We start from the raw sequence: 20954 nt of genomic DNA on the forward strand, positions 1-20954 counted from the left end.
GCCCTTCGCACTGCTTCCATCATCCGGGTTCGCCGCGATGCACGACCTTCACCACTTGCTCGACGTGATTTCCCGCAGTCTGCCTGGGCTGCAGGGCCGTATCGGTCATGCCGAGGCTGATCTGCTGGTTTGCGGCAGCGATGGCAACGCACAGCGTATCGCCACGCTTTATCAGCACTGGCGCCAGGCTCACCCCGAAGCCGGGCCGCATTACTGGACTGTGCGCAGCTGGACCTACCTGGTCTGGCAACCCATCTACCTGACCTTGCTCGGCGTGCATCTGGCGCAGCGCATGCCCTGTCTGTCGACGCTTGGGCAGGATGTTCAAAGTGGTGTGGTGTTGGGCTTCTGTCTTTCCGATCACTGCCCGCAACGGGCTGCAGAGGGCGAGCTGATCAACCTTGCTGGCAGCCAACTGGCCGACCTGTTGCGCCGCCAGCATGTCGAGTTCTGTCAGGTGCAGAGTATCCACGGCAAGCTGGCTCAGCGGCTGGCAGCCGACTATGTGCTGGCAGCGTTGCTGCTGGTGCAGCGTCAACTGAGCCTGGATAACCAGCAACTGCGGGGGCTATCGGCGCGCTGGCTGGAAGCATTGGGGCTGCGCGGTGGTAGCGACCTGCTGGAAGTGCGTCTGGAGGATGGGCGTGACTGCCTGACCCTGGAGCGCAAGGCCTGTTGCCAGCATTTTCGGCGTTGCGACGGCGAGCTGTGCAGCACCTGCCCGAAATTGCGTCGTGACGAGCGCCTGGTGCGTCTGCGTGAGGAGCTGGCTCAGGCATGCTGAATCTGCGTGATATCGAAGTGCGTCGTGGCGAGCGGGTGACGCTGGCAGTGGACGATCTGCACCTCGAAGGTGATCGCTTCACCGTGATTCTCGGCCACAATGGCTCGGGCAAGTCGACCCTGATGAACCTGCTGGCGCGGCAGTTGCAGCCGACCCGAGGCTCGCTGCAGCTCGATGAGCGCGACCTAGCCGGTTTTTCCGCCCGTGACTTCGCCCAGCGCGTGGCCTTCCTACCGCAGCACCTGCCCGACGTCGCCGGCCTGACCGTGCGCGAGCTGGTACGCCTGGGGCGCTTTCCCTGGCGTGGATTGCTCGGCCGCTGGCGCGCCGAAGACCATGCGGCGGTCGATCAGGCGCTGGCCCAGACAGATGTCGCCCATTACGCCGATCACCTGGCCGACAGCCTCTCCGGTGGCGAGCGCCAGCGTGCCTGGATCGCCATGCTGCTGGCCCAGCAATCGCCGCTGTTACTGCTCGACGAGCCCACCTCGGCGCTGGACCTGGCGCACCAGTACGAGCTGATGGGCCTGCTGCGCCAGCTCAATCGCGACAGCGGACGCGGCATCGTCGCCATCCTCCACGACATCAACCTCACAGCGCGGCATGCTGACCGGGTGATCGCCCTCAAGCAGGGGCGGATCTTCTTCGACGGCAGCCCGGACGAGCTGCTCAGCGGGCCGTTGCTCAGCCAGCTCTATGACATCGATATCGAACTGATCGAGCAGCCCGGCAGCGCCCGCAAGATTGCCGTGGTGGCCTGAGCATGGCGGTAGTCTCGGCGCCGTCACGCCACCTTCTGACACTGTTCGCGCTGCTGCCCCTGGCACTCCTGCACCTGTGGCTGGCGGCCGATCTCGCTCCATTCGAACTGTGGGCGATGCTTGCTTCTGCCGAGCACAGCTTCGAGTTTCTGCAGCTACAACTGTCGGCTCTACCCAGGCTGAGCATGGCGATGCTGACGGGTGCTGCGCTGGGCCTGTCCGGCAGCCTGCTGCAGCAGATCACGCAAAATCGCCTGGTGTCGCCCATGACTATCGGCGCTTCGTCCGGGGCCTGGCTCGGGCTGGTGCTGGCCACCTTGCTGGTGCCGACCTTCGCGGCCGATCACGGGCAGTGGGCGGCGCTGCTCGGTGCGCTGCTGGCAGTCGGCCTGGTGCTGCTGATTGCCGGGCGCAGCGGTATTGGCGGGCTGCCGCTGGTGCTGGGTGGCATGGCCATCAACCTGTTGCTCGGCGCCCTGGCTGCCGGGCTGGTGCTGATCAACAACCAGTACACCCAGGGGTTGTTCGTCTGGGGTGCGGGTGATCTGGCGCAGATCGACTGGCACTGGGTGCAGTGGCTGTGGCCCAAGTTGTTGCTGGCGCTGCCGCTGCTGATCCTGGCGCCGCGGCCGTTGAGCCTGCTGCAGCTTGGCGGCGATGCTGCCCAGGGCCGTGGCCTGGCGCTGTGGCCGGTGATGCTGGTGCTGTTCCTGGCAGCGCTGTGGTTGTGCTCGGTGTCGATCACGGCGGTCGGCCTGATCGGTTTCATCGGCCTGCTCACACCGAACATGGCGAAAATGCTCGGCGCCCGCACCGCGCGAGACGAGCTTCTCTACAGCGCGCTGCTTGGCGCATTGCTGCTGCTCGGCACCGACGCCCTGGCACTGCTGGCCAATCGGCTTAGTGGCCAACTAGTGCCCAGTGGTGCTGCCGCCGCATTGATCGGGGCGCCAGTGCTGTTGTGGTTGGCGCGCCGCCACCTGGCTGCGGAAGATCCGCGTGGCCTACAACTGCCGCGCGGCGCCGAGCACTTCGGTTGGCGCAGTGCGCTGTGGTTGGCGGTCTTTGCGCTGCTGGCGCTTACCGTGGCGCTCGGGCTGGCGCGTGGTATCGATGGCTGGCGTTTGGAGTGGCCGTCGGCGTTGGTCTGGTCGCTACGCTGGCCGCGTGTGCTCACGGCTGCTTCGGCCGGCGCCGGCCTGGCGATTTCCGGCCTGCTGCTGCAGCGTCTGCTGCGTAACCCGCTGGCCAGCCCGGATATTCTCGGCCTATCCGCCGGGGCCACGCTGGCGGTGATGCTGGCGCTGATCGTCTTCGGTGGTGCGCTGCTAGGCGCGGTCGCGCCGCTGGCGGCCTTCGTCGGCAGTCTGGCGGTGCTGGCGGTGTTGATGCTGCTGGGGCGGCGTCATCGCTACTCACCAGCGCTGATGGCGCTGCTGGGGATTTCCCTGGGCGCGCTGCTCAACGCGGCGCTGCAGTTCGTGCTGGCCAAGGGCAGTGGCGACTCGTTCGCGTTGCTCGGTTGGCTGGCTGGCTCCACCTATCGCGCCACACCGGCACAGGCTTTGGGGCTGACGCTGGGCGTGCTGCTGTTCGGCGCGCTGGCGCTGCTGTTTCAGCGCGCCCTGACGCTGATCGGCATCGGCGACGGGGTAGCCGCCAGCCGTGGCCTGGACGTGCCGCGCTTGCGTCTGGCGTTGCTGGTGCTGGTGGCGCTGCTGTGCGCGCTGGTCACCAGCCTGCTCGGGCCTGTGGCGTTTCTGGGGCTTTTGGCCCCACATATCGCGGTGATGCTCGGTGCGCGCCGGGTACTGCCGCAACTGCTGCTTGCGGCCTCGCTGGGCGCGGTGCTGATGCTGCTGGCGGACTGGGTTGGCCGCACCCTGATCTTCCCGCTGCAGATTCCGGTTGGCATTGTCGCCTCGGTGCTGTGTGGCGGTTACTTCGTCTTCTTGTTGATCCGTGGGAGGTTGACGTGAAGCGTTGGTTGCTCGGCTTGCTGCTGCTGTGGCTGACGCCCGCCTGGGCGAGTGATGCGCCACGGGTCGCTGCACTGAGCTGGGAGGCCACAGAGCATCTGCTGATGCTCGATGTGACGCCGTTGACCGTGGCCGATGCCGGTGACTACCGCGCCTGGGTGGTAAGGCCGACGCTGCCTGAGGGCGTGCCGTCGAGCGGTTCGCGCCTGGAGCCCAACCTCGAGTTGCTGGCCGAGTTACAGCCTGAGCTGATCGTCATTCCACCGGTGCTGGAGGACATTCGCCCGTTGCTCGAACGTATCGCGCCGGTACAGGTGTATCAGGGCTTCAGCCAGCAGCACGACAATCAGCAGGTGCAGCGCGAGGCGTTTCTCGACCTGGCGCGCTCCTTGGGGCGCGAGGCGTTGGCCGAGCAGCGCCTGCAGGCGATGGACGTCTATCTGGCGCAATGGCGTGAGCGGCTGCAGGCCCATTACGCAGAGCACTTGCCGGCCGTCACGGTGATTCGCTTCTCGTCGCCGACCGCCGCCTTCATCAACGGCCCCAACTCCATGCCGCAACATGCGCTGGCGCTGCTCGGCCTGCAGCCGGCACTGGACCTGCCGCCGAGCCCCTGGGGCATCACTCAGGTGCCGATCACTACCCTGGGGCGTATCGAGCAGGGCGTGGTGCTGCATATCGAACCCTTCCCCCAAGAGGCGCAGTTGTTCGCCTCACCGCTGTGGCAGGCCATGCCGTTCGTGCGCGAGCAGCGCTTCGCCGCGATGCCTTCGACCTGGACCTACGGCGGGGTGTTTTCCCTGCAGTACCTGGCTGAGGCGATAGGTGAGGCGCTGCTTAAACTGCCGTCTGAATCTGGAAAAGCGCCCCAACAGCCCCTAGAGTAGAGCGATTAGAATATAAGTCTGCCGTGCGTGGCGACGCCATCTGATGGGCTAATGGGGGCCTGGGCGTCGTTCGACAGGGTTCTGGAGTTGTATGTACCGGCTGCTCCTGCTCATCATGAGCATCGTTCTTCCTTCGCTCGTGGGCGCTGTTACCTTCGACGAGCAGACTCGCGCCCTGCCGCTGGGGCAGAGCATGTACGTGTTCGAAGACGTGCGTGGCGATGCCAGCATCGACGATATCGCCTCGCCGGCTGTACAAGGCAGCTTCCGCCTGCATGACAAGCCTGTGCTCAATGCCGGCTATTCGCGTTCGGTATTCTGGTTGCGGCTGGATTTGCACTACTTGCCGCAGCAGGCGCCGGGCGCGCGCAACTGGCTGCTGGAACTGGCCTACCCACCGCTCGATCACCTGGAACTTTATCTGCCGGATGAAGCGGGCGGCTTCGCGTTGGCTCAACGCACTGGCGACGCCTTGCCCTTCGATAGTCGGCAGATCCGCCAGAACAACTACCTCTTCGAGTTGAACCTCGAGCCAAACCAGGAAAAGCGCATTTATCTGCGCCTGGAAAGCCAGGGCTCGATCCAGGCGCCGCTGACCCTGTGGGCACCCAATGCCTATCTGGAGGAGCAGCCGGGGCGCATCTATGTGCTCGGTATCATCTACGGCGTACTGCTGGTGATGCTGGTCTACAACCTGTTCATCTTCCTCAGCGTCCGCGACCCCAGTTACCTCTATTACATCCTCTACATCGCCTCGTTCGGCCTTTACCAGATATCGGTGAACGGTGCCGGCATCGAGTACTTCTGGCCCAACAGCCCCTGGTGGGCCAACGCCGCCACGCCCTTCATGATCGGCTCAGCCGCCCTGTTCGGCTGCCAGTTCGCGCGCAGCTTCCTGCATACCTCGGAACACAGTCCCTGGGTCGACCGTCTGTTGTTGCTGCTGATGGCCTGCGGCGCCGTGGTGATGGTCCTGGCGTTGTGCATCAGTTACGCAACCGCGCTGCGCCTGGCCACCTACCTGGCCCTGCTGTTCACCGTGGTGATCTTCGCCGCCGGCATCCTCGCCTGGCTGCGCGGCATGCGCGTGGCGCGCTATTTCATCTTCGCCTGGACGGCGTTCCTCGTCGGCGGCATCGTAAATACGTTGATGGTGCTGGGGCACCTGCCCAATGTCTTTCTCACCATGTACGCCAGCCAGATCGGCTCGGCTCTGGAAGTGGGCCTGCTTTCGCTGGCCCTGGCTGATCGCATCAACGCGATGAAGGAAGAGCGCACGCGCATCCTCCAGGAGGCCGGACGCAAGCTCGAAGCGTTGAACCAGGAGTTGGCCGACAGCAACCGCTTCAAGGACGAGTTCCTCGCCACCGTCACCCACGAACTGCGCACGCCGATGAATGGCGTGATTGGTTCGCTGGAGCTGATGCAGACGGTGAAGATGGACATCGAGCTGGAGCAGTACCAGAAGACCGCCGCGACCTCCGCGCGCGACATGATGCGCATGGTCAACGATATCCTCGCCCTCACCGAACTGCAGGCCGGCAAGCTTTATCCGCGGCGTGAGGCGTTCAGCCTGCGTGGATTGTTCGATGGCCTGCGTGCCCAGTACGCGCCGCGCGCTGAGGACAAGGGACTGACCTTCGCCCTGGAACTGGACGACAACCTGCCCGATACGCTGGAGGGGGACGCCGCCAAGCTGGCTCAGGCACTGGGCTACCTGCTGGACAATGCCATCAAGTTCACCAGCGAGGGCGGTGTGACGCTGCAGGTCGGCCGTGCTGATAGTGTGGGTGGCAACCTGCCGCTGAGCGTGCTGGTCTGCGACAGCGGTATTGGCTTCGCTCATGAGGGCGATCTGTATCAGCGCTTCCATCAGCTCGACGGGTCCATGACCCGCAAATATGGCGGCCTGGGCATTGGCCTGGCGATCTGCCGGCAACTGGTCGACCTGCTCGGCGGCAGCCTCAGCCATGAGTCGCAGCCCGGATTCGGCAGCCGTTTTCGTCTCAACGTACCGCTGACGTTGCCGCAGCAGCAGGCGGCGCCGATCGTGCGTCCGCCGCGTGCGCAGAGCGGAACGGTGCAGCGCCAGGCGCAGCAGTGCACGGTGCTGATCGTCGAGGACAACGCGATCAACCAGTTGGTGACCCGCGGCATGCTGCTCAAGCTGGGCTACCGCGTGCGTACCGCCGACAACGGTGCCGAAGCGCTGGAGCTGCTGCGCAGTGAAAGCGTCGATGCCGTGCTGCTGGATTGCCAGATGCCGGTGATGGATGGCTTCGCCACTTGCCGCGCACTGCGTGCCCTGCCGGGGTGCGCCGAACTGCCGGTGCTGGCGATCACCGCCCATAGCCACAGCGGTGACCGCGAACGCTGCCTGGCCGCAGGGATGAGCGATTACCTGGCCAAGCCGGTGAAGTTCGAGGAGCTGCGCGTGCTGCTGCACGACTGGGTGCTGTGCCGTCCAGCCACGGTTTCCGGTGGCGCCGCTCCGCTCTGACACCACGCAGCCTCATTCCCGATTCAGCGGCAGATTTGGCCGGATCGTCCCTTTAGCCATGGTCTGAATCCTGATTCACTGCATGCAAGTGAATCAGGATTCAGACCATGGCTTATCGCATCACCGAAGCTCGACTCGACCGCGATCAGGCGCAGCGCCAGCGCATTCTCGACTGCGCCTTGCTGCGAGTGGCAGAGGGTGGTTTCGCCGCCCTGACCATGCAGGCGCTGGCTGAGGATGTCGGTATCGCCACGGGCAGTCTGTACCGCCACTTTCGTAGCAAGGGCGAACTGGCCGCCGAGGTCTTCGCCGCTGCCAGTCAGCGTGAAGTGGATGCCCTGGCCGCCGCCCTGCGCGGGCCGGGTAGCGCCAGTGAGCGCCTGCGCATCGGTCTTGAGCAGTTCGCCGCCCGAGCCTGGCACAGCCGCCGCCTGGCTTTTGCGCTGATCGCCGAGCCGGTCGACCCGGAGGTCGATGAGCAGCGCCTGCTCTACCGCGAAGCCTATGCCGAACTGTTCATCGATCTGTTGGAGGAGGGCGCCGGGGCCGGTGAATTTCGCGTCGAGCAGATCGGTCTGACGGCGGCCTGCCTGGTCGGCGCGATTGCCGAAGCGCTGGTCGGCCCTCTGTCGCCACCTGCTCGCGCCGCGCGCGAGGCCGGTCAACCCACCCTGGAACTGGCGCAGGTCAGCGCCAGCCTTGCCACCTTTTGCCTGCGCGCCGTCGGCGCCGAGGAGCCCACGCGATGAGACCCAGCCTGCATGCCGAAACCCACGAGGTGTTCAACCAGGTGCCGAGCCTGGATGGCGCCAACCTCTATCGCCTCGATCTGCCATTGCAGGAGTGGACTCGTCGTTATGACGGCGCCTGGGCAGACGAGCGCCTGAGCGCCTATGGTGCGCTGGCCGGCGGTGCCCTGATGCAGGCCGGCTTTCTCGCCAACGAGAACAAGCCAGTGTTCAAGAGTCATGACCGCTACGGTAATCGTATCGATCTGGTGGAGTTCCATCCGGCCTACCACGAGCTGATGCGTACGGCGGTCGAGCACGGCCTGCCGTCGCTGCCCTGGACCGACCCGCGCGCCGGCGCGCACGTCGCACGCGCCGGTCTGACCTATATGCACAGCCAGGCCGAGGCCGCCAGTGGCTGCCCGCTGACCATGACCTTTGCCGCGGTGCCCGCCATCCGCCTGCAAGCCAACGTGGCCGAGCAGTGGCTGCCGAAGATCCTCGCCACCGAGTACGACCCGCGCAACCTGCCGATGGAGCAGAAGACCGGCGTCACCATCGGCATGGCCATGACCGAGAAACAGGGCGGCACCGACGTGCGCGCCAACACCACCCGCGCCTATCCCATCGGCCTTGGCGGGCCGGGGCAAGGCTACGAGCTGGTTGGCCACAAATGGTTCTGCTCGGCGCCGATGTGCGACGCCTTCCTTACCCTGGCCTACACCGACAAGGGCCTGTCGTGCTTCCTGCTGCCGCGTCACCGCCCGGACGGCACGCGCAACGCGTTCTACATCCAGCGCCTGAAGAACAAACTGGGCAATTGGGCCAACGCTTCCAGTGAGGTGGAGTACCGCGGCGCCTTCGCCTGGATGCTCGGCGAGGAAGGCCGCGGTGTGCCGACCATCATCGAGATGGTGGCCATGACCCGCTTCGATTGCATGGTCGGCTCCAGCAGCCTGATGCGCCAGGCGCTGACCCAGGCCGCGCACCACTGCGCGCATCGTCAGGTGGGCGGCAAGCTGCTCGCCGACCAGCCGTTGATGCAGAACGTGCTGGCTGACCTGGCGCTGGAGAGCGAAGCCGCGCTGGCGCTGTGCATGCGCATGGGGCGCGCGCTCGACCACCAGCATGACGCGCAGGAAGACAAATTCGCTCGTCTGGTCACAGCCGTGGGCAAGTACTGGATCTGCAAGCGCGCGCCGGAAATGATCTACGAGGCCAGCGAGTGCATGGGCGGCGCCGGTTACGTCGAGGAAACCATCCTGCCGCGCCTGTACCGCGAAGCGCCGGTCAACTCGATCTGGGAAGGCTCCGGCAACGTGCAATGCCTGGACGTGCTGCGCGCATTGTCCAAGGAGCCCGGCGTGCTCGATGCGCTGTTCGCCGAGCTGGGCGATGGCCATGGCGATGCTCGCCTGAAGGCACATATCCAGCGTCTGAAAGCCGATTTTGCCGATACCGCCGATATCCAGTACCGCGCGCGCCAGCTCACCGAAGACATGGCTGTGGCGCTGCAGGCCAAGCTGCTGCTGGAGGCGGGCAACGCCACCGTCTCCGATGCCTTTATCGCCAGCCGCCTGGATGGCCGTGGCCGCGTCTATGGCACCCTGCCACGCGGTGTCGACGTCGAGGCGCTGCTGGCGCGTAGCACGCCGCACCTGGCCTGACCGGAGGCCCGCATGCAAGCACATCCGCGTTATCGCGAGTTGGTCGAGCGAGGCTTCGCCGATGCCAACTTCATCAACGACCTGGGCATTCGAGCTACCGACTGCGGCCCAGGTTGGGTCGAGGCGGAGCTGGATATCCAGCCGCGCCACCTGCAGCAGAACGGTTTCATCCACGCTGGTGTACAGACCACTCTGGCCGATCATGCGGCCGGTGCTGCCGCCGCGACGCTGGTGGCCGAGGGGCAGACGGTGCTGACCCTGGAGTTCAAGGTCAACCTGCTACGCCCGGCGCGCAGTGAACGCCTGTTCTGCCGCGCCGAGGTGCTCAAGGCCGGGCGCCAGGCGACTGTGGTCGAGGCCGAGGTGTTCGGCGAGGAAAACGGCGAGAAACGCCTGTACAGCAAGGCTTCGGTGACCATGGCCGTGGTGACGCTGCCGGCCTGAGCAAGGCCCGAATGTGATTGCCCGGCACGCTGTTTTTTAGCCGGGCAGGCGAGTAATCTTGCCGCTGATGGTTCTGCGTGCACGTACGTGACGCGGATGAAAAGGGAACAGGGTGCGGCGAATCTCGCCAATGCCCTGGCTGCCCCCGCAACTGTAAGCGGCGAACGATGCCCTCATGCCACTGACTCCGGTCGGGAAGGCGGGCGGAGTGCCAAGCCGTGAGCCAGGAGACCTGCCATCGACAACGGGCGTTTCGCCCACCCTCTATCCGAATCGTCGCGCGGTGGGCGCGGCAAAGGAACTCGCATGCATATCGAACCCGGTGTCGTCGAAGGCGCCAAGATCCTGCTCAGCTACGCAACGGCCGTCACCGCTTTCGGCCTGACCGCCAAACTCGCCCTGGACAGCGTCCGCAGCAACGGTGGTGCCGCCGCCCTGGCGCTGCGCAGCCTGCTGACCACCGCGCTGGTGTTCTGCTTCTTCGAGGTGTTTCCGCATCATGCGGTGGGCGTTTCCGAGGTGCACCTGATCCTTGGTTCTACCTTGTTGTTGCTGTTCGGCGCTGGTGCCGCAGCCATCGGTCTGGCGGCTGGTTTGCTGCTGCAGGGGCTGCTGTTCGCTCAGTTCGACCTGCCGCAGTACGGCATGAACGTCACCACGCTGCTGATCCCGCTGTGGGGCATCAGCCTGCTGGCCAAGCGCATCGTTGCGCCCGGCACCGCGTACGTCGATCTTTCCTACAAGCAGGCGCTGGCGCTGTCGACTGCCTATCAGGGCGGCATCGTCGCCTGGGTTGCGTTCTGGGCCTTCTACGGTCACGGCTTCTCCAGCGAGAACCTGGCGGCCGTGGGCAGTTTCGGTCTGGCCTATATGAGCGTGATCCTGGTCGAACCGCTGATCGACCTGGGTGTGCTGGCCGGGGCCAAGGCGCTGTCGCGCTTCAGCCAGGGGCCGCTGTTCAACGTGCGCCTGCATCAGACTGCCTGACCCCGTCACTCAGCGGCGGCGCTGCCAGATCATCTTGCCGGTATTGCTCTCGGTGACCAGGTACTGGTCGCTGAAGCGGTAGTAGGCGGCAGGTTGATAATCGGTGGCGCCACTCAGGCGCACCATCAGCATGCCGTCCTGGCTGCGCCAGTGACCGCTGTACTGCATCTCGCCGGGGCTGTCGTAGCTCCAGTCGCTGCCGCCGCCGACCGAGCGACTCCACTGCGTGACGCTACCGTCGGCATTCAGTTGAAGGGTCATCAGGGTGTTGAACGAGGCGAAGTTGGCGCCGCCGCTGTTGATGATCTTCTCGTGCACCCAGGTGCCGACCAGCGCCGAATCCTGAGCGCCTGCGACGGAAGGCGTCGCCGCCGTTGTTGCGGCTTCGCGCTGGAACAATGCCTGGCGTTCCAGCGCCTCGCCGTTGCGGGGATTGCGCGCCGCAATGCTGGTGTTGAGCATGGCGTTGGCATAGGTGGCGTTCATGTTGGCCAGCAGCAGGCCGGTCTGTGGGTCGCTGATCTCGGCACGTAGCAGTTTGCCGTCGTAACGGCCTTTGACGATCAGGCGTAGATGCTGGTTCTCCACGTACTCGCCTTCCACCATGGTGTCGTTCTGGCGCAGGATCAGCTCGCTCGACTGGCCGTCGAGCGTGGCCCGGTAGTGGCCATCGAGTTCACCAGCTTGAGTGCTTGAGCACGAGGCCACGACCAACAGCACAACGATTGCACGACGCATGAAGATGACCTCTGGGCAATTGCTCCAAGCCTAGTCGTTGGCAGCGCGATGTGAGGTCTGTCGCGCTATGTTTTCGTCACCGTATGCAGGCAAGATAGGCGCGTACGTTCAGTCAGGAAGATGCACAGTGAAAGCCTGCTCAGATGATTTCATCATTGCCCATACCCCCGAAGAAGCAGTCGACCGCCTCGCCGCGTTGCACCAGGAGGCCACTGGCGCCCTGAGCCACGCTCTCAAGCGCTACCTCAAGGAGCGCATCCGCCCCGATGCCAGCGAGCACTGTCTGTTTCGCTACCCCGAATTGCGCCTGACCTACCTGTGCCAGGGCGAGGTGCCGACCACCGTGCGCGCCTATGCCAAGGTACAGGTGCCGGGCACCTACGCCATCACGGTGACCCAGCCGGCGGCCTTTCGCAAATACTTGCTGGAGCAGCTGCGCCCATTGATGAACGACTTCACCCTGCGTGTGGAAGTCGGCCGCAGCCAGCAGAACATTCCTTACCCATACGTGGTCGAGGGCGGCGATGAGCTGGCCGGCAGTGGCGTGACCGCCGCCGAGCTGGCGCGCGTATTTCCCAGCACCGACCTGTCCGCCGCCACCGACGGCACCGCCGATGGCCTCTACGACTGGGAGAACATCGATCCGCTGCCCCTGGCGCTGTTCGATGCGGCGCGCACCGACTTCTCGCTCAAGCGCATCCAGCACTACACCGGCAGCGACTGGCGCCACGTGCAGCCGTGGATCCTGCTGACCAACTACCACCGTTACGTCGACCAGTTCATCCGCCATGGCCTGGACATGCTGGTGGGCGACTCGCGCTTCACCCGTATGGTGCTGCCGGGCAACGTGGTGATCGAGCGTGGTATGGCCGAAGGCGAGATGCAGGCGATCATCGAGAACGTGGTCTGGCACCGCTACCAGATGCCGGCCTACCACCTGCAGGCCGAGGACGGCCACGGCATCACCCTGGTCAACATCGGCGTCGGCCCATCCAACGCCAAGAACATTACCGACCACCTGGCCGTGCTGCGCCCGCATTGCTGGCTGATGATCGGTCACTGCGGCGGTCTGCGTCAGTCGCAGACCATCGGTGACTACGTGCTGGCCCATGCCTATATGCGCCGCGACGGCATTCTCGACCGCGTGCTGCCGCCGCATATTCCGCTGCCGGCGCTGGCTGAAGTGCAGCAGGCGCTGCAGGAAGCCGCCAAGCTGGTCACTGGCGAAGAGGGCGACGAACTGAAGAAACGCCTGCGCACCGGCACCGTACTGACCTACGACGACCGCAATTGGGAGCTGCGCTGGGCCCAGGAACGGCCGTTGATCAACCTGTCACGCGCGGTGGCGGTGGACATGGAAAGCGGCACCATCGCCGCCCAGGGCTATCGCCTGCGGGTGCCCTACGGCACGCTGTTGTGCGTGTCGGACAAGCCGCTGCACAGCGAGATCAAGCTGCCCGGTGCGGCGGGCGCCTTCTACGAGCGCGCGGTAACCCAGCACCTGCATATCGGCATCGCCGCGCTGGAGCTGATGCGTAGCCAGCTCAATTCGCTGCACTCGCGCAAGTTGCGCAGTTTCGACGAGCCGCCGTTCCGCTAAGTCAGGCCGCGACGGGCGCCTCGTCACGCAGCAGTTCGGCCAGTGCTGCGCGGTCGATGTTGGCGCCGCTGAGCACCACGGCCACGCGCTGGCCGGCATTGAGCTCACGCTCCTGCATCAGCGCAGCCAACGCCGCTGCGCCGGCGCCCTCTGCGAGATTGTGAGTGTCCTCGTGGTAGGCGCGGATGGCGGCGCGAATTTCCTCGTCGTCGACCCGCACGATGCGTGCGGCGCCGGCGCGAATCATGTCCAGCGCCAATTGTTGCGGCTGGCGGCAGGCCATGCCGTCGGCCAGGGTGTCTGCGCGTTCGGTCTGTACCAGGCGGCCTTGCTCGAAGCTGCGTGCATAGGCGTCGGCACCGCTGGCGACGACGCCGACGATCTCGGTATCGAGGCCGAGCAGGTCGCGGGTGCGGATCATCCCGCAGATGCCCGAGCCCATGCCGATGGGCACGTACACCCGGCGCAGGTTCGGTACCGTCTCCAGCAGCTCCAGGGCATAGGTGGCCACGCCGCGCACCAGATCCTCATGCAGAGACGGCACCCAGTGCAGGCCGTCGCATTCGGCGATGCGCGCGGCTTCGGCACGGGCTTCGTCGAAGTCGCGGCCATGTTCGATCACCTCGGCGCCGAGAGCGCGCATCGCCGCGTTTTTCTCGCGGGCGTTGCCATGCGGCACCAGGATGCGAATGGCCAGGCCGGCTGCGCGCGCCGCCAGTGCCAGGCTCTGGCCGTGGTTGCCACGGGTGGCGGTGACCAATCCGCGTACCTGCGGTTCGCGACGCAGCAGGGCGTCGATATAGACCAGCCCGCCGCGCACCTTGAAGGCGGCAGTCGGGGCGTGATTCTCGTGTTTGACCCAGACCTCGCAGCCCAGGCGCTGGGCGAGCAGCGGCCAGGCCAGTTGCGGCGTGGCCGCCATATGGCGGTGAACCAGTTCAGCGCTCTGGCGCAGTTGGGCGAGGTCGAACATGACAGGCACTCCGAGTGGTGTTGACCCGGATGCTAGTGCGGCGCATTGTATGGGTAAATCTTTATATTGCATGGCAAGCAATGTGGCTTCCTGATTTTCAAGACAGCTCCCTACCGACGTACCTGGCACTGGTCGAGGCCATCGCTGCGGCCATTGGTCGTGGCGAACTCAAGCCCGGCGAGCGCTTGCCGCCGCAGCGACGTCTGGCCTGGACGCTGGGCATCAACCCGAGCACGGTGATGCTTGCCTACCGTGAGGCAGCGCGTCGGCACTTGGTTTCCGGCGAGGTCGGACGCGGCACTTATGTGCTCGCCGGCAGCCGCGAGGCGAGCCTGTTCCGCCTCAAGCAGCCGGCCGCGCAGGGCGAACTGATCGACCTGTCGACCAACGTACCGGTGCATGACCCGGACAACCTCGATCTTTCCGCCAGCCTCGCTGCGCTGGCTGCTCGTGGCGAACTGGACGCGTTGCAGGCCTACCCGTCGGCAGCGCTGGTCGAGCGCGCGCACCTGGCCGGCGCCACCTGGCTGCGTCGACGCGGCCTGGAGTTGGCGCCGGGTGGCCTGCTGCTCTGCGCCGGTGCCCAGCAGGGCGTGTCGGCCGCGCTGCTGGCGCTGTGCGAGGCGGGTGAGCCGATCCTGGTGGAGCGTTACACCGCGCCGGGGATCAAGGCCGCCGCACGTCAATTGCGCCTGCCGCTGCACGGCGTGGCGATGGACGAGTACGGCATCCTGCCCGATGATCTCGATCGCCTGGCTCGTGCCACAGGTGCGCGCGTGGCGGTGTTCACGCCCTGTTTGCAGAATCCCACCGGTGCCAGCCTGGACGCCGAGCGCCGCGTGGCTATCGCCGAGGTGGCGCGGCGCCGTGGCTTGTGGATCCTCGAGGACGATGTCTACGGTGTGCTCGGCAGCGAGGCACCGCTGGCGGTGCGGCTGCCTGAGCGCTGCCTGCTGATCAGCAGTCTGTCCAAGAGCGTCGCACCCGGCTTGCGCCTGGGCTTTATCGCCGGCGCGCCGGAGCTGCTCGAACGTATCGACCCCGAAGCTCAGGCCACGCGCTGGGCGGTGACACCGCTGAGCCTGGCGCTGGGCTGTGAATGGATCGAAAGCGGCATCGCCGAACAGCGCCTGGCCTGGCAGATCGATGAGCTGCAACAGCGCTGGCGCCTGGCCGCGCGCGTGCTCGGGCCGCGCATGCCGCAGGGCAGGGCGGTGGCGCCGCATCTATGGCTGGATGCTGCAACGCCGGCTGGTCTGGCCGAGGCGTGCCGGCAGCATGGCGTCGAGGTGGTGCCGGCCGAGGTGTTCGCGGTCGAGGCCAATCCGGGAAATGCCGTGCGCATCAGCCTCGCCGCGGCAGCCAGCCGGGTCGAGCTCAAGCAGGCGCTGGAAGGAATCGTGGCGGCCTGGCCTAGCGCTTGAGTGTCATGTGCAAGATAGGAAAGGGCCGCCCACCTCCGTCTAGGCGCGAGCGGTCAGTCACGACGAAACCCAGGTGCTGGTAGAAACCGACGGCCTGCGGGTTTTGCTCGTTGACGTCGACCCGGGTGGCGCCCAGCACGTCGATGGCGTGGCGCATCAGTCGCTTGCCCACGCCCTGGCCGTGGCAGGCGGGGTCGACGAATAGCATTTCCACCATGCCTTCGCTGGTGCCTAGAAAACCCAGTATTCGCCCTGACTCATCGCGCGCGCAGGTCAATTGCACGGCCGGGAAATACTGCTCGCGCAGCAAGGGTTTGATCACCTGCAGATCAGCTTCCGGCAGGAAGTGGTGAGTGGCGCGCACGGCCGCCTCCCAGATTTCCACCAGGGTAGGCAGTTCGGCATCGGTGGGTGGGGCGAGAATCAGCGGCATAACGGCAGGCATCTTGGATCAAACAGGGCGCAGAGCATGCCAGCTCTGCGCCCGTGCTGTCATTTGCTTGCGTCTAGTACCACGCGGTAGCGCGCCTTGCCGCTGCGCAGATGGTCGATGGCCGCGTTCACCTGACTCATGGGGAATTGCTCGACCTGCGGCAGAATTTGATGCCGCGCGCAGAATTCGAGCATGGTCGCCATGGTTTTCGGCGATCCCACTGGTGAGCCGGACAGGCTCTTTTGCTGCGGGATCAGGTTGAACACGTGCACCGGGATGGCGCTGGGCACGATGCCGACAAAGTGCAGGCGGCCCTTACCGCGCAGGGTGCCAAGCAGGGCGGCCCAGTCGAGGTCGGCGCTGGCGGTGACCAGAAGGAAATCCAGGGTGCCGGCAATCGCCTTCATCGCCGCGCTATCGGTAGAAGCCACTACCTTGTGTGCACCCAGGCGTTTGGCTTCATCCTGCTTGTTCAATGACGAGGTAAAGGCCGTCACCTCACAGCCCCAGGCGTTGAGAAAGCGCAGCGCCAGGTGGCCGAGGCCGCCGATGCCGACCACGCCGACGCGGTCGGTGGGCTTGATGTCGAATTCCAGCAGCGGGCTGAATACCGTGGAACCGGCGCAGAACAGCGGGCCGACCAGCGCCGGGTCGAGGCCGTCGGGCAGCGGCACGGCCCAGGCCCAGTGCGAGCGCAGGCGGTCGGCGAAACCACCGTGGCTGCCGACGATGGTTGGTTTCACCGAGCGGCACAGCTGGTGCGAGCCTTCCATGCAAGAGCCGCAATGCATACAACTGCCCTTGTACCAGCCGATGCCGACCCGTTGGCCGAGCTTGAGGCCGCGCGCCTGTTCGCCGAGGCGGACGATGGTGCCGACCACTTCATGGCCGGGGATGAAGGGGTAGCGCGCATTGCCCCATTCGTTATCGATCATCGACTGGTCGGAGTGGCAGATGCCGCAGTATTCCACCGCTACTTCCACCTCTTCGGCGCCGAGTGGGCCGGGGTCGTAGCTCAGGCGTTCCAATGGCGCCTTGGGGGCCGTGGCAGCCCAGCCGGTGAAGGTGGCGAGTTCGGCGTTGTTGCTCATCGGTGGCTCCTGATCGCAGGGGTGAATCAGCAGCTTAGCTGCTCTGACAGACCGTGGAAGCACCATCAACGCCGCTTATCGTGAGTTACACTGCGCAGCCCAGTTTCATCGAAGCCCGTTGCATGTCGCGCCCTCGTCCTCCCGCCAATCGCCGTTCTGCCGCCCCACGCCGTGTGGCCAAGGCGCCACCTGCACAGCCGCGCCTGTTGATCCTGAACAAGCCGTTCGATGTGCTCACTCAGTTCAATGACGACCAGGGCCGCGCCACGCTCAAGGATTTCGTCGATGTGCCCGGCGTCTATTCGGCCGGTCGCCTGGATCGCGACAGCGAAGGCCTGCTGCTGCTGACCAACGACGGTCGCCTGCAGGCGCGTATCGCCGACCCCAAGCACAAACTGCCGAAGACCTACTGGGTGCAGGTAGAGGGTGAGCCGAGTGACGAGCAGCTGCAGCAGCTGCGCAGCGGCGTGACGCTCAATGACGGCCTGACCTTGCCGGCCGAGGCGCGGCGCCTGGACGAGCCCGAACTGTGGGAGCGCAACCCGCCGGTACGTTTTCGCAAGAGCGTGCCGACCGCCTGGCTGGAGCTGGTGATCCGCGAGGGACGCAACCGCCAGGTGCGGCGCATGACCGCCGCAGTCGGCTTGCCGACCCTGCGCCTGGTGCGTGTGGCCATCGGCCCCTGGACACTCGATGACCTGCAGCCTGGGCAATGGCGTGAGGTGCCAGCGTTACTGCCATAGGGTGCGTCATTGTCGGCGAAGTTGGTGTGCACGGCGCACCCTACGGCCGGCGGAGCCCTGTAGGGTGCGCCGCGCGCACCAGGGTCACGACCATTGCTCCCGTGTTCCCGCTGGACGGGTATAGGGGGGGTGAACGGCGGCGGCTGCGATGATCAGTAAGGCGCACCGCGCAGCGGACGTTTTGTCGCAGAGGCCGGGCCGGCGACCCTGACCTGCATCAATAACCGGCCTTGATCACGGCGATACCTTTGTTCAGCACTTCACGCCAGGCCTGGCGCACGTCTGCGTCGCACTCCTTGTCGTGTTCGCTGATGGTCGCCAGCAGCGCGTCGAGCCACAGGTCGTAGAGTTCCGGGCGAATGTCCAGGCGCTCACGCGAGTGCGATTCGCCGAGGGCGCGCAGCTTGGTGTCAGGCATGCCGCGGGCGTGCATCACCAGGTTGAGAATGCCCTGACGCAGCAGCTGTTTCTGCGCGCTCATGTCGGTGTCGACGAACTTCTCGCGGATCAGCGGCGAGCTGGCGAGGAAGTGGCGGTAGAAACTGTCGAAGAAATCCGGGCTGGCGCAGCAGCGTCCATAGCTCTGCATCACCAGATTGGCGGCGCTCATGTGTCACTCCTTGAGTGGGCTGCAGGCCGCGTTTGCGGCGGCCTGGTATCGATCAGAGGTGTCGCGTCGGCTGGCTGGATCAGCCGTGAATACCGCGCGCGGTCTCGATGATGTAGGTGATGATCGGCTTGGCGAGGAAGGCGAACAGGCACAGGCCCAGGCCGAGGAACAGGATGGCGGTGCCGAGGCGGCCGGCCTTGGACTTCTTCGCGAGGTCCCAGATGATGAAGAACATGAACAGCATCAGGCCGCCCACCAGGACGTACATCATCAGGGCTTCAAATTGTTCGGTTTCCATGGTGCCTCGTGATTCGGACGGAAAACGCAGGGCGAAAATTATACGCGCCTGAGCCAGGGCGCGGCATGATCCGCTTCACCCTGCGACTTTCAGTCGCGCAGGTGCTGCAACGGCAACTGCGTGCTGGACAGAATCTGCTGCAGCACGAAGCTCGAACGCACGCTGGAAACGCCGTCGATACGGGTCAGGGTGCCGAGCAGCAGCTTCTGGTAATGATCCATATCCGGCACTACCACCTTGAGCTGGTAGTCGGCATCCATCCCGGTCACCAGGCAGCATTCCAGCACTTCCGGGCATTTGCGGATTTCATCCTGAAAGTGTTCGAAGCGCTCGGGTGTGTGTCGGTCCATGCCGATCAGCACGTAAGCGGTCAGGCTCAGGCCGAGCTTCTTGCGGTCGAGCAGGGCGACCTGGCCGGTGATGTAGCCGTCGTCTTCCAGCTGCTTGACCCGGCGCGAGCAGGGCGATGGCGAGAGGCCGATACGTTCGGCGAGTTCCTGGTTGGACAGGGCAGCGTTGCGCTGCAATTCGGCGAGAATGTTCAGGTCGTAACGGTCGAGTTTGTCCATTTTTCATCTGGCTCATTATTTGATTGCGCCAGATAGTGCTCCCTTAGTTGTAAATTGCGCAATTGGTAAATTTGTAAGCAATATTAGCAATCTTATTTCGGCGCGGCGGGCGTAAGCTTTCTCTCAGTTTCACGGCCCGGACGACAAGTCCTACCGGCCTCGCCCAACCAGGTGAGCCGGCGCCGACGGTCCTACCGGACCGCACCGGCACCCGGGTCCGCACTGCCCAACCAGGCGGGCGAGGAAAGCGGCGACAACATCGCCAGCACAGGACAGATTTCCCGAGGGGGCCGCAAGGCCCCTTTTTTATTGCCTGAAATTTCCGTTGCCTGAGGCGTGCCGAAAGGCGGGGCAGGACCTTGCGGTCAGTGCTGGACCACTTCCTGCGGGTCGGCGTGCACCAGCACTTCGGCGCGCGGGTAATGCGCGTGGATCGCCTTTTCCACGGCCTCGCAGTGCGCATGCGCGTCGGACAGGCTCATCTCGCCCGGCAACTCCAGGTGCAACTGGACGAACCAGCGAGTGCCGGAAATGCGCGTGCGCAGGTCATGCGAGCCCAGTACGCCTGGTACCGCATTGGCCAGCGCGTACATGTGCTGTGAGGTTTCGCTGGGCAACTCCTCGTCCATCAGCACGGCCACCGCGCCGCGTACGATGCTGATGGCGCTCCAGAAGATGTAGAAGGCGATACCGATGGCGAAGATCGCATCCATCTGCAACCAGCCGAAGCGGGTCAGCAACAGGGCGAGGAGAATGCTGCTGTTGAGCAGGATGTCGGAGCGGTAGTGCAGCGAGTCGGCGTGAATCGCGGTAGAACCGGTCTCGCGCACCACCTTGCGTTGAAAGGTCAGCAGGGCGACGGTCAATCCCAGCGACAGCAGCATGACGGCGATGCCGACGCCTTCGGCTTCCAGCGGTTGCGGAGATTGCAGGCGTTCGATGCCCTGCAGGCCTATGAGCACAGCGCTGACGCCGATGAACAGTGCCTGGCCCAAGCCGGCCAGGGCTTCGGCCTTGCCGTGGCCGTAGCGGTGATCCTCGTCGGCCGGGCGCAGGGCGAAGTGCACGGCGATCAGGTTGATCAGCGAGGCGGCGCTATCGAGCAGCGAATCGGTGAGGCCGGCCAGCAGACTGACCGAACCGCTCAGCCACCAGGCAATCGCCTTGGCCAGCACCAGCGTCAGCGCTACGGTCAGCGCTGCGCGGGTGGCCAGGCGCATCAGCCTGGCATGCTGCGTGTTGTGCATGGGCTCAGGCAGCCGGGCGCAGGCCGTAGGCAGCCAGTTGCTCGGCGCTACCGCTGTGCTGGATCAGGCGCGGGTCATCGAGCGGCAGCTGGTGCCCGGTGCTGGTTTCGATCAGGGTCTTGAGCGCGTACTGGTCGACCTTGCCGTCTTCGCCGATCAGCTTCTGCAGCTGTTGCGGGTCGACTTGAACGGTCTGGCCTTCGGGCAGGTAGATGGCGCCGGTGGCGAAGTCTACGGCGAAGGCGATCAGGCCGGGAATTACATAGAACAGCAGGCCGACGGCGTTTGCCACGGCAATCGCCGGATCGATCTTGCCTTCGATCTGGCCACGACGATCCGGGTAGAAGATCGATCCGCAGGCGGTCAGTTGAGTGAGCAGGGTAGCGGCGACAACGCCAGCGATGACACGGGATTTCGTGCGCATGAGCACCTCCTGGAAAAAGTGGCGCAACTATAGCAGTTCGCCATTGCAAAGCCGCGGGTTGAAGCGG

Annotated in this window: 21 protein-coding genes and 1 riboswitch; of the genes, 12 read left to right on the forward strand and 9 right to left on the reverse strand. The window is 65.2% G+C overall.

Features of this window, described 5'->3' with window-relative positions; all coding sequences use genetic code 11:
* Positions 1–37: 37 nt before the first annotated feature.
* The 9 genes from CXP40_RS09515 to CXP40_RS09555 all read left to right on the forward strand — a co-directional run bounded on the left by CXP40_RS09515 (position 38) and on the right by CXP40_RS09555 (position 10737).
* A complete protein-coding gene (locus tag CXP40_RS09515) occupies positions 38–784 on the forward strand; it encodes a siderophore ferric iron reductase (protein ID WP_106733503.1) in 747 nt (248 codons plus the stop codon).
* Complete coding sequence (locus CXP40_RS09520; protein WP_106733504.1) at positions 778–1545, forward strand: ABC transporter ATP-binding protein; 768 nt, start codon at positions 778–780, stop codon at positions 1543–1545. Before CXP40_RS09515 ends, CXP40_RS09520 begins: the two co-directional genes overlap by 7 nt.
* A gap of 2 nt (positions 1546–1547) precedes the next feature.
* The gene (fhuB, locus tag CXP40_RS09525; protein ID WP_106733505.1) at positions 1548–3524 is read left to right on the forward strand and encodes a Fe(3+)-hydroxamate ABC transporter permease FhuB; all 1977 of its coding nucleotides are present in this window, start codon (positions 1548–1550) and stop codon (positions 3522–3524) included.
* Positions 3521–4411: an ABC transporter substrate-binding protein gene (locus tag CXP40_RS09530; RefSeq protein ID WP_106733506.1), complete on the forward strand. Its 891-nt coding sequence runs from the start codon at positions 3521–3523 to the stop codon at positions 4409–4411. The genes fhuB and CXP40_RS09530 overlap by 4 nt, the downstream gene beginning before the upstream one ends.
* Positions 4412–4526: 115 nt before the next feature.
* Positions 4527–6911, forward strand: coding sequence for a 7TM diverse intracellular signaling domain-containing protein (locus tag CXP40_RS09535; protein ID WP_371916945.1), 2385 nt, complete (start codon positions 4527–4529; stop codon positions 6909–6911).
* Positions 6912–7018: 107 nt separating this feature from the next.
* Positions 7019–7660 carry a TetR/AcrR family transcriptional regulator gene (locus CXP40_RS09540; RefSeq protein ID WP_106733508.1) on the forward strand — a complete coding sequence of 214 codons (642 nt, stop codon included), beginning with the start codon at positions 7019–7021 and terminating at the stop codon, positions 7658–7660.
* On the forward strand, positions 7657–9306 hold the full coding sequence (locus CXP40_RS09545) for an acyl-CoA dehydrogenase family protein (RefSeq protein WP_106733509.1): 1650 nt from the start codon (positions 7657–7659) through the stop codon (positions 9304–9306). The genes CXP40_RS09540 and CXP40_RS09545 overlap by 4 nt, the downstream gene beginning before the upstream one ends.
* Positions 9307–9318: 12 nt before the next feature.
* The gene (locus tag CXP40_RS09550) at positions 9319–9750 is read left to right on the forward strand and encodes a PaaI family thioesterase (RefSeq protein WP_099526238.1); all 432 of its coding nucleotides are present in this window, start codon (positions 9319–9321) and stop codon (positions 9748–9750) included.
* 51 nt (positions 9751–9801) lie between these two features.
* A riboswitch (cobalamin riboswitch) is annotated at positions 9802–10005 on the forward strand.
* Between the two features lie 51 nt (positions 10006–10056).
* Positions 10057–10737: an energy-coupling factor ABC transporter permease gene (locus tag CXP40_RS09555; protein WP_106733510.1), complete on the forward strand. Its 681-nt coding sequence runs from the start codon at positions 10057–10059 to the stop codon at positions 10735–10737.
* A 9-nt stretch (positions 10738–10746) separates the two neighbouring features.
* Here the strand turns inward: CXP40_RS09555 and CXP40_RS09560 are convergent, their stop codons facing one another.
* The gene (locus CXP40_RS09560; protein ID WP_106733511.1) at positions 10747–11475 is read right to left on the reverse strand and encodes a hypothetical protein; all 729 of its coding nucleotides are present in this window, start codon (positions 11473–11475) and stop codon (positions 10747–10749) included.
* A gap of 67 nt (positions 11476–11542) precedes the next feature.
* Between CXP40_RS09560 and amn the strand changes: the two genes are divergently transcribed.
* Positions 11543–13075 carry an AMP nucleosidase gene (gene amn, locus CXP40_RS09565; protein ID WP_177429645.1) on the forward strand — a complete coding sequence of 511 codons (1533 nt, stop codon included), beginning with the start codon at positions 11543–11545 and terminating at the stop codon, positions 13073–13075.
* A 1-nt stretch (position 13076) separates the two neighbouring features.
* Here amn and CXP40_RS09570 read toward each other — a convergent pair whose 3' ends face one another.
* Complete coding sequence (locus tag CXP40_RS09570) at positions 13077–14048, reverse strand: threonine dehydratase (protein WP_106733513.1); 972 nt, start codon at positions 14046–14048, stop codon at positions 13077–13079.
* An 80-nt stretch (positions 14049–14128) separates the two neighbouring features.
* Between CXP40_RS09570 and CXP40_RS09575 the strand changes: the two genes are divergently transcribed.
* Positions 14129–15472 (forward strand): PLP-dependent aminotransferase family protein, encoded by a 1344-nt coding sequence (locus CXP40_RS09575; RefSeq protein ID WP_106733514.1) that lies wholly within the window; start codon positions 14129–14131, stop codon positions 15470–15472.
* On the opposite strand, the gene CXP40_RS09580 is transcribed toward CXP40_RS09575, so the two are convergent.
* Both CXP40_RS09580 and CXP40_RS09585 read right to left on the reverse strand, forming a co-directional pair.
* Positions 15462–15905: an acetyltransferase gene (locus CXP40_RS09580; protein WP_106733515.1), complete on the reverse strand. Its 444-nt coding sequence runs from the start codon at positions 15903–15905 to the stop codon at positions 15462–15464. The two genes, CXP40_RS09575 and CXP40_RS09580, sit on opposite strands and share 11 nt — an antisense overlap.
* A gap of 59 nt (positions 15906–15964) precedes the next feature.
* Positions 15965–16996 carry an NAD(P)-dependent alcohol dehydrogenase gene (locus tag CXP40_RS09585; protein WP_106733516.1) on the reverse strand — a complete coding sequence of 344 codons (1032 nt, stop codon included), beginning with the start codon at positions 16994–16996 and terminating at the stop codon, positions 15965–15967.
* A gap of 173 nt (positions 16997–17169) precedes the next feature.
* Between CXP40_RS09585 and CXP40_RS09590 the strand changes: the two genes are divergently transcribed.
* Positions 17170–17739 (forward strand): pseudouridine synthase, encoded by a 570-nt coding sequence (locus tag CXP40_RS09590; protein WP_177429649.1) that lies wholly within the window; start codon positions 17170–17172, stop codon positions 17737–17739.
* Between the two features lie 217 nt (positions 17740–17956).
* Here CXP40_RS09590 and CXP40_RS09595 read toward each other — a convergent pair whose 3' ends face one another.
* The 5 genes from CXP40_RS09595 to CXP40_RS09615 form a co-directional block, all read right to left on the reverse strand.
* Positions 17957–18349, reverse strand: coding sequence for a globin (locus CXP40_RS09595; protein WP_106733518.1), 393 nt, complete (start codon positions 18347–18349; stop codon positions 17957–17959).
* 79 nt (positions 18350–18428) lie between these two features.
* Positions 18429–18647, reverse strand: coding sequence for a DUF2788 domain-containing protein (locus tag CXP40_RS09600; protein ID WP_003240295.1), 219 nt, complete (start codon positions 18645–18647; stop codon positions 18429–18431).
* 89 nt (positions 18648–18736) lie between these two features.
* On the reverse strand, positions 18737–19216 hold the full coding sequence (locus CXP40_RS09605) for an Lrp/AsnC family transcriptional regulator (protein WP_004424680.1): 480 nt from the start codon (positions 19214–19216) through the stop codon (positions 18737–18739).
* A 365-nt stretch (positions 19217–19581) separates the two neighbouring features.
* Entirely contained in the window at positions 19582–20463 is an 882-nt protein-coding gene (locus CXP40_RS09610; RefSeq protein ID WP_106733519.1) for a cation diffusion facilitator family transporter, read from the reverse strand.
* 4 nt (positions 20464–20467) lie between these two features.
* Positions 20468–20887, reverse strand: a complete 420-nt coding sequence (locus CXP40_RS09615; protein WP_099526226.1) for a polyribonucleotide nucleotidyltransferase — start codon at positions 20885–20887, stop codon at positions 20468–20470.
* Positions 20888–20954 lie beyond the last annotated feature (67 nt).

This window comes from Pseudomonas sp. YY-1 (genome assembly GCF_002843095.1).
Classification (GTDB): domain Bacteria; phylum Pseudomonadota; class Gammaproteobacteria; order Pseudomonadales; family Pseudomonadaceae; genus Aquipseudomonas; species Aquipseudomonas sediminis_A.